The sequence below is a fragment of the Pseudomonas sp. HMWF006 genome (assembly GCF_003061205.1).
Lineage (GTDB): Bacteria > Pseudomonadota > Gammaproteobacteria > Pseudomonadales > Pseudomonadaceae > Aquipseudomonas > Aquipseudomonas monsensis.
This window is the reverse complement of the sequence record NZ_QAIU01000177.1, coordinates 1-7978: the sequence shown is the minus strand read 5'-3', so window position 1 is coordinate 7978 and position 7978 is coordinate 1. Positions and strand designations below refer to the sequence as shown.

Annotated in this window: 8 protein-coding genes and 1 pseudogene; 2 read left to right on the top strand and 7 right to left on the bottom strand. The window is 62.0% G+C overall.

Translation table 11 applies throughout. The annotated features are described in order from the left end of the window. A partial coding sequence (locus tag DBR24_RS07040) for an aldehyde dehydrogenase family protein (RefSeq protein ID WP_128614319.1) occupies positions 1–673 on the bottom strand: 673 nt, incomplete at its 3' end. A gap of 103 nt (positions 674–776) precedes the next feature. On the opposite strand from DBR24_RS07040, the gene DBR24_RS07035 reads away from it, so the two are divergent. Next, on the top strand, positions 777–1655 hold the full coding sequence (locus tag DBR24_RS07035) for a LysR family transcriptional regulator (RefSeq protein WP_128614320.1): 879 nt from the start codon (positions 777–779) through the stop codon (positions 1653–1655). Positions 1656–1676: 21 nt separating this feature from the next. On the opposite strand, the gene DBR24_RS07030 is transcribed toward DBR24_RS07035, so the two are convergent. Next, on the bottom strand, positions 1677–2300 hold the full coding sequence (locus DBR24_RS07030; protein WP_128614318.1) for a glutathione S-transferase family protein: 624 nt from the start codon (positions 2298–2300) through the stop codon (positions 1677–1679). Positions 2301–2401: 101 nt separating this feature from the next. Beyond that, complete coding sequence (locus tag DBR24_RS07025; protein WP_128614317.1) at positions 2402–3817, bottom strand: cytosine permease; 1416 nt, start codon at positions 3815–3817, stop codon at positions 2402–2404. A 352-nt stretch (positions 3818–4169) separates the two neighbouring features. On the opposite strand from DBR24_RS07025, the gene DBR24_RS07020 reads away from it, so the two are divergent. Next, positions 4170–5081 carry a LysR family transcriptional regulator gene (locus DBR24_RS07020; RefSeq protein WP_128614316.1) on the top strand — a complete coding sequence of 304 codons (912 nt, stop codon included), beginning with the start codon at positions 4170–4172 and terminating at the stop codon, positions 5079–5081. 18 nt (positions 5082–5099) lie between these two features. Here DBR24_RS07020 and argE read toward each other — a convergent pair whose 3' ends face one another. The 4 genes and pseudogenes from argE to DBR24_RS07000 all read right to left on the bottom strand — a co-directional run. Beyond that, the gene (gene argE, locus DBR24_RS07015; protein WP_128614315.1) at positions 5100–6248 is read right to left on the bottom strand and encodes an acetylornithine deacetylase; all 1149 of its coding nucleotides are present in this window, start codon (positions 6246–6248) and stop codon (positions 5100–5102) included. Then, positions 6245–6922 (bottom strand): DUF1028 domain-containing protein, encoded by a 678-nt coding sequence (locus DBR24_RS07010; protein WP_123467900.1) that lies wholly within the window; start codon positions 6920–6922, stop codon positions 6245–6247. Before DBR24_RS07010 ends, argE begins: the two co-directional genes overlap by 4 nt. A gap of 154 nt (positions 6923–7076) precedes the next feature. Beyond that, positions 7077–7493, bottom strand: coding sequence for a RidA family protein (locus DBR24_RS07005; protein ID WP_123467902.1), 417 nt, complete (start codon positions 7491–7493; stop codon positions 7077–7079). Between the two features lie 55 nt (positions 7494–7548). Beyond that, positions 7549–7978, bottom strand: a pseudogene (locus tag DBR24_RS07000) (FAD-dependent oxidoreductase); the annotation flags it as partial.

Here is a 7978-nt window from a genome sequence, read left to right as displayed (position 1 = left end):
CCTGAGCACCGATGGCCATGCCGGCACGGACGCTGCCGGTCAGGGTCACTGCGGCGATGCGCGGGTCGGCGATGGCGGTCGAAACGCCTTCCGGGGTGACGTTGAGCACTTCAAATACGCCCTCAGCGAAGCCGGCGTTCTTGAAAGCATCGCGCAGCAGGTAAGCGCTGCCCATCACGTTCGGCGCATGCTTGAGCACGTAGGTGTTGCCGGCGATCAGCGCCGGTACTGCGCCGCGCAGCACTTGCCAGATCGGGAAGTTCCACGGCATCACGGCGAGAATCGGGCCGAGCGGGCGGTACTCGATTCGCGCTTTGCCGCCTTCCACCTGGGTCGGCTCAGCGTCGAGCATGGCCGGGCCGTGTTCGGCGTACCACTCGCAGAGCCTGGCGCATTTTTCGATTTCGCCACGGGCCTGGGCAATGGGCTTGCCCATTTCCAGAGTGATCATGGTGGCCATGGCTTCGGCGCTGTCACGCAGGGCACCGGCCAATGCGCTCAGGGCGCGGGAGCGGTCTTGCAGCGGCTTGCGTTTCCACTTCGAGAAACCGAACGCGGCGCGGGTCAGCGCAGTGTCGAGGGCCTCGGCTGATTCAAAGGCGTAGTGACCGATCTGCTCGCCGGTGGCGGGGTTGATCGAGATGGCGTGGGTCTGGCTGGAAATCTGGCTCATGGCTGGCTCCTGCGAGTTCAGTGGATGGGCCCAGAGTAGGCTGGCGTTTGTTTTCTGGAAACTGAATAATAAAGATCGTTTCTTTCACGATTGGAGAATGACTGTGGATCTGGTGCAGCTGGAAATCTTCAAGGCCGTTGCCGAGCACGGCAGCATCAGCGCCGCCGCGGCGCAGATCCATCGCGTGCCGTCGAACCTGACCACACGAATCAAACAGCTGGAGCAGGATCTGGGCGTCGATCTGTTTATTCGCGAGAAAAGCCGATTGCGCCTGTCACCGGCCGGCTGGAGTTTTCTCGAGTACGCGCGGCGCATACTCGACCTGGTGCAGGAAGCGCGGGCCACCGTTGCGGGTGAAGAACCGCAGGGCGCGTTTCCGCTGGGGTCGCTGGAAAGCACGGCGGCGGTGCGCATCCCGCAGCTGCTGGCGGCGTACAACCAGTTGCATCCCAAGGTTGATCTGGACCTGTCGACCGGCCCGTCCGGGACGATGATTGACGGCGTGCTCTCCGGGCGCCTGGCGGCCGCGTTCGTCGATGGCCCGGTGCTGCACCCGGCGCTGGAAGGCGTGCCGGCGTTCGAGGAAGAAATGGTCGTCATTGCACCGCTCAATCACGCACCGGTGCAGCGTGCGGCAGATGTGAATGGCGAGAATATCTATGCCTTCCGTTCCAACTGCTCTTATCGGCACCACTTCGAAAAATGGTTCAGCACCGACGCTGCCGTGCCAGGCAAGATTTTCGAGATGGAGTCCTACCACGGCATGCTCGCCTGCGTCAGCGCCGGTGCCGGGCTGGCGCTGATGCCACGCAAAATGTTGCAGAGCATGCCCGGCAGCGCCACGGTCAGTGTCTGGCCACTGGCGGCGGATTTTCGTTACCTGACGACGTGGCTGGTGTGGCGCCGGGGCACGGTGTCGCGTAGCTTGAGCATGTTTGTGCGCTTGCTGGAAGAGCGTGGGGTGGTGCGCGCAGAAGGGTAATTGACACTTTGTGTCATGGTGTCACGGCGTGCCGTTTCTGCCGTAGAGACGGAAGCCTTCGCGTTGGCTCAGACGTTCGTAATACGTCCTGACGGCAGGATAGTCCGGGTGTCCGAGTGGCGTTTCAAACCAGCGATTCACCGACAGCCCGATGGGAATATCCGCCAGCGAGAAACGCTCGCCGCTGACATACCCGCCGGTTTTCTCCAGTTGCCGGTTGAGGATGTCCATGTTCTTCGACCACTGTTCGATTCCGCGGGCCAGTGCGGCGCTGTCCTGATAATCCGGCGAGCGGCGTACCAGGGAAGTGAAGGCGTACGCCCATGAGCGGTTCAGCTCCGAGGCCTGCCAGTCGATCCACTGATCGACGCGCGCGCGGGCGCGTGGCTCGGTGGGGTAGAGGTCTGCGCCGGGGTAATTGGCCACCAGATAACGAATGATCGTGTTCGATTCCCACAACGTGAAATCACCGTCCTGAATCACCGGCACCATGGCGCATGGATTCAGCGCAAGAAACTCAGGTGTGTGGGTCGCCTGGAATCCCGAACCCCAGTCTTCACGATCGAACGGCAGTTGCAGTTCAGCACAGGTCCACAGCACTTTGCGCACGTTGATTGATGAGGCTTTGCCGAGTATTCGCAGCATTGGCTGTCCTTGTTCCGTCATCGTCGGACTCAAAGAAATACCACAGCGCCATGCAGAAGGCCCGCACGAGGCGGGCCTTTTTTTAGGCTATCAGGACAATCTCACAGACTGCTCGCCAGTTTGCCGCCCATCATCCGCCGACGGTAAGACGTGTCGCGATTGGCCAGCCAGAAATACAGCGGCGACGTCACCAGCAAGCCCACCAGCCATGACAGGTCTGCGCCGTTGATATGCGCCGACACCGGGCCGACGTACAGCGGCGTGTTCATGAACGGGATCTGCACGGCGATGCCGATCGCGTATGCCAGCAATGCCTGCGGGTTGTAGCGGCCGTAGATACCGCCATCGACCTGGAAGATCGACTGGATGTCGTACTGGCCTTTGTGGATCGCGTAGAAGTCGATCAGGTTGATCGCCGTCCACGGCACCAACACCACCAGCAACACCAGGACCATGTCGACGAAGTGCCCGATAAAGTCCTTCGACGCGCCGACGGCGGCGAAGCAGCAGGCCAGCAACACGATGATCGAAATCACTGCCCGGCTCTTGGCGGTCGGGATCCAGCGGTAGGCGAAGGTTTGCACCAGGGTAATCAGCGACAGCACCGCGCCATACAGGTTGAGCGCGTTATGGCTGATCACGCTGAGCAGGAACAGCACCAGCATCAGCGGGCCAATCGAGCCGGTGGCGAGTTTGACCGCATCCATGGTGTCCATGCCCACCGGTGTGGCCAGTACGGCAACGGCACCGAAGATGAACGCCAGGCTTGAGCCCAGCGCCGAACCCAGATAGGTCGTCCAGAACGTCGACGAGACTTTCACGTCGGCCGGCAAGTACCGCGAATAGTCGGACACGTACGGCGCAAACGCGATCTGCCACAGCGCCGCCAGCGACACGGTGGCCAGCCAGCCGGAGAGGTTGAAGCTGCCACGGGTCAGGAAGTCATCGGTCTGGATATGGGTGAAGATGTAGCCGAAACCGACGACGATGCCGATCCCCAGCACCCAGGTGCCGATGCGGTTGAGCACGTGGATGAAGCGGTAGCCGATGATGCCGATGATCCCCGAACCGAACGCGCCGATGACGATGCCGACCGGCACCGGCACGCTTTCCACCACACCGTGTAATGACTTGCCGGCCAGCACGATGTTGGAGGCGAAGAAACCGATGTACATCACGCCGGCGATCAACACCACCAGCAAGGCGCCGAGCGAGCCGAACTGCGCGCGACTCTGGATCATCTGTGGAATGCCCATTTGCGGGCCCTGCGCCGAGTGCAGCGCCATCAGCACGCCGCCGACCAGATGGCCGACTAGGATGGCAACGATGCCCCAGACCAGATTCAAGTGAAACAACTGCACGCCCAGCGCCCCGGTGACGATGGGTAACGGCGCGATGTTGCCGCCGAACCAGAGCGTGAACAAATCCCTGACCTTTCCGTGGCGATCTTCCGGGGGCACGTATCCTATCGTGTGTTTTTCAATCAGCGGAGCGGAGGTGGATGCAACGGTAGCCATGACGGACTCCAAGGCAAGGATGAGTACGTGGACGTACTTCGGTAAGCGCCGGCACGGGCGGCGCAATTCTTGTTGAAGCGATCATGTGCAAAGCCCCGGAATAGATAAATTAGTAAGTTTGTTGCTACAGACCTTAAAAAAAATATGCTTCGGCTGGTGGGGGGCTCCGGTATGGTCAACCCTGTTTTCATATCAGGATTTGCCGGGGCCCGTGGCGAGGGGATTCCTCCCCGTCGGGCTGCGAAGCGGCCCCTCTTTTGATCTAAAAAAGCAGGGGACTGCTGCGCCTTCAAAGGGGGATGAAGCCCCTCGCCACAAAAGTACTGCCAGACTTATTTCACCGGAGGTGCTCATGGCTGCCTACAACCTGCGCCAGCTCAAATACTTCGTCACCACCGCCGATTGCGGCAGCGTTGCCGAAGCTTCGCGCAAGCTCTACATCGCGCAACCGTCGGTCTCGACCGCGATCAAACACCTGGAAGAAAGTTTCGGTGTGCAGCTGTTCATCCGCCATCACGCCCAGGGTGTTTCCCTGACGCCCAGCGGCTCACGGTTCTATCGCAAGGCGCTGGAGCTGTTGCGGGTGGCCCATGAGTTCGAGCAGAACGCCCTGGCCGATAACGATGTGGTGGCGGGGCAGATTGATATCGGCTGTTTCGAAACCGTCGCACCGCTCTACCTGCCGCGCCTGATCGCCGGTTTCAAGGCACGCTGGCCGGGAGTGGAAATCCGCATACGCGATGGCGAGCAGCAGGAACTGGTGCAGGCATTGACCGCCGGCAGTATCGACGTGGCGATGATGTTCGAACACGATCTCGACAGCACCATCGACACCACGCCGCTGATGCCGCCGCAACAGCCTTACGCCTTGTTGCCGGCCAGCCATCGCTTTGCGCAACAGGCGAAAGTCTCGCTGCACGATCTGGTGCTGGAACCGATGATTTTGCTCGATGTGGTGCCGAGCCGAACCTACTTCGTGAGCATTTTCGAAGAACGCGGACTGACGCCGAATATCGTCTTCAGCTCACCGTCGATCGAGATGGTGCGCGGCATGGTCGGCAATGGATTCGGCTTCTCGATTCTGGTGACCAAGCCGTTCAGCGACTACACCTATGACGGCCAGCAAGTGGTGTGTGTGCCGCTGGCGGAAACCGTGACCGGCTCGGGGCTGTCGGCCGCGTGGCTGCGGCGGGTGCAACTGACCAAACCGGTGCAGTTGTTTGTCGATCATTGCCGCGAAGAGTTGGCCCGGCTGCACCCGTGAGGGCCGCCGAGCCGGTTTTCAGACGCTGATCGAGGCAAGCATCCGTTGCAGCATGTCATCGCAAGCCTGCAACTGATCGAGGCTGACGAACTCGTCCGGTTTATGGCCCTGATCCATGCTGCCGGGGCCGCAAACCACCGTGGGTATCCCCACCGCATCGAACAAGCCCCCTTCGGTGCCGAACGCCACGGTGCCGAACGCCGCAGAGCCGCAGAATGACGCAATCAACTCGGCTGCCTGGCTCTGCGCAGCGGTGGCCAGGCCCGGATATGCCGACAACTCGCTGAAGCGGATATCACTCTGCGCGCTGACCGCCCGCATGCGCGGCAGCACTTCGCGTTCGGCGTAGGTTTTCAGTGCCGCGGCGACCAAGGCCGGATCCTGTGAGGGCAGGGCGCGGATCTCGAAATCGAAGCGGCAATCGGCGGGCACGATGTTCAGGGCCTTGCCGCCGCTGATCACCCCGGTTTGCACGGTGCTGTAGGGCGGGTCGAAACGCGGGTCGTGATGCGCCGGCGCTTTCAGTTGCTGGCCGAGGCGACCCAGTTCGCCGATCAGTTCGGCGGCGTATTCGATGGCGTTGACCCCGAGCGGCGCATAGGCCGAATGGCACGGATGGCCGTGCACCTCGCAACGCATCGCCAGTTTGCCCTTGTGGCCGAGCACCGGTTTCAGTTCGGTGGGTTCGCCGATGATGCACAGCAGCGGTTTGATCGGGCGCTGTTGCAGCACCTTGAGCAGCGAACGCACGCCGAGGCAGCCGACTTCTTCATCGTAGGACAGGGCGATGTGCACCGGCCTGCGCAATGACGCGTTCACCAGCGCCGGCACCAGGGCCAGTACGCAGGCAATGTAGCCCTTCATGTCGGCGGTGCCGCGCCCGAACAGCTTGCCGTCGCGCTCAGTGAGTTCGAACGGTGGCAGTGTCCATGGCTGGCCATCGACCGGCACCACATCGGTATGCCCGGACAGCACGATGCCCGGTTGATCCACCGGGCCGATCGTGGCGAACAGATTGGCCTTGCTGCGTTCGTCGTTGTAGATCAGCGCGCAGGGCACATCGAATCGGGCGAGGTAATCGCGCACGAACTCGATCAGTTGCAAGTTGGATTCACGGCTGGTGGTGTCGAACCCCACCAGCACTTCGAGCAACTCGACGCTGTTCATCGGTCGTCACCGGCAACGCCGTAGCCCGGTGCCTTGGCCGGATCGAGGGCGCGGTCGATGTAGTCCTGCAACTGCGGGCGGTAGGCGTCCCACAGCGTTTGCAACTGACCGATCGGGTTTTCATCGGCCCAGTCGACGCGCAGGTTGACGATCGGCCAGGTCTGTTCGCCGACCACTACCACGGCGGCGGAGTGCACGGGACCGGCTTCGCCACCGAGGGCCTGGGCGGCGTGCAGGGCTCTGAGCAAGCGGTCGGCCAGTTGGCCTTCGCTGTCTTCGAAGGCGCTGACCATCGCTTCGATCACCGAGCGCCCGGCGAGCATGTTGCCGGCGGCCACGCATTGCTCGCCGACCACTGCGTTATGTACACCAAGGGTCTGCGAACCGCTGAAATGCGCGGTCTGGCCGAGGTGGTTGATGGCGGTGATCTGGCGGTACTGGCTGTAGCCGTTGCGCGTGAGCACCTGGTCCAGTGCCGCGTCAGGAGCCAGGCCTTGCTCCATCAGCGCGAGCACCTCCGGACCGAGGGAGGGCAGGGTGATGTTCTGGCTCGACACCGCGCCCACACCGGGCAACAGCCACGGGCAGCGCGCGCCGACGGCGATGCTGGAGGAACTGATGGCGACGCCGAACTGGCCGGTTTCGGGGCAGCGGGCGGCAATAGAGAAGGTCATTTGCTTGCTCCTTTCCAGGAAGATGTTGTCCTTGAAGGCCTCATCACGGGCTTGCCAGCGCCTACAGGTATCGGGTCGATCAGGAAGCTTTCAAACAACCCCAAACCCTGTGGGAGCTGGCTTGCCAGCGATAGCCAAGACTCGGTGTGATGCCTTACTCAGGAATCACTGCAACCACATCAATCTCCATCAACCACTGCGGTTGACCCAGCGCCGACACCACCAACCCGGTGGAAATCGGGAACACACCTTTGAGCCACTTGCCGACCTCCTGATACACCGGCTCGCGATAACGCGGGTCGATCAGGTAGGTGGTGGTCTTGACGATATGGCTCATGTCGCTGCCGGCTTCTTCCAGCAGTTGCTTGACGTTGCGCATGGCTTGTTCGGCCTGCGCACGGGGATCACCCAGGCCGACCAGGTTGCCATCGAAATCAGTACCGACCTGACCGCGCACATACACGGTGTTGCCGGCACGCACGGCCTGACACAGGTCGTTGTCGAGCGTCTGGTTGGGGTAGGTGTCTTTGGTGTTGAACATGCGAATGCGGGTGTGAGTGGGCTGGCTCATGTAAGGCTCCTGACGAATAAAGGCCCGGCGCACCGGCGCCGGTGGAAAAGGGGAATCAGGCGTCGACGGTGTCGGCGGCTTTGCTGTGTGCGTTCGAATGCAGGGCGGCTTCACGCTGCTCGGCATCGCGATAGTCCAGGTACTTGCGCTGGGTGGCGATGTGATCGGCGACGTGTTTGGCGTCGTGCCACACGCCCCAGATGAACGAGGAACCGCGCCGTGACTGCCACGGCAGACCAAGGAAATACACCCCCGGCTCGCTGGACACACCGCGCTGATGCACGGGCTTGCCTTTGTCATCGAACGCCGCGACTTGCAGCCACGAATAATCCACGGCGAACCCGGTGGCCCAGATGATCGACGTGACCCCGGCCTTGACCAGGTCCAGATCGGCCAGTGGGTGTTTCACGCACTCGGGGTCCGCAAAGGTTTCCCGCGCCTCGGGTTCTTCCGGCAGGTCCAGGCCATTGCGCTCGATGTAGGCG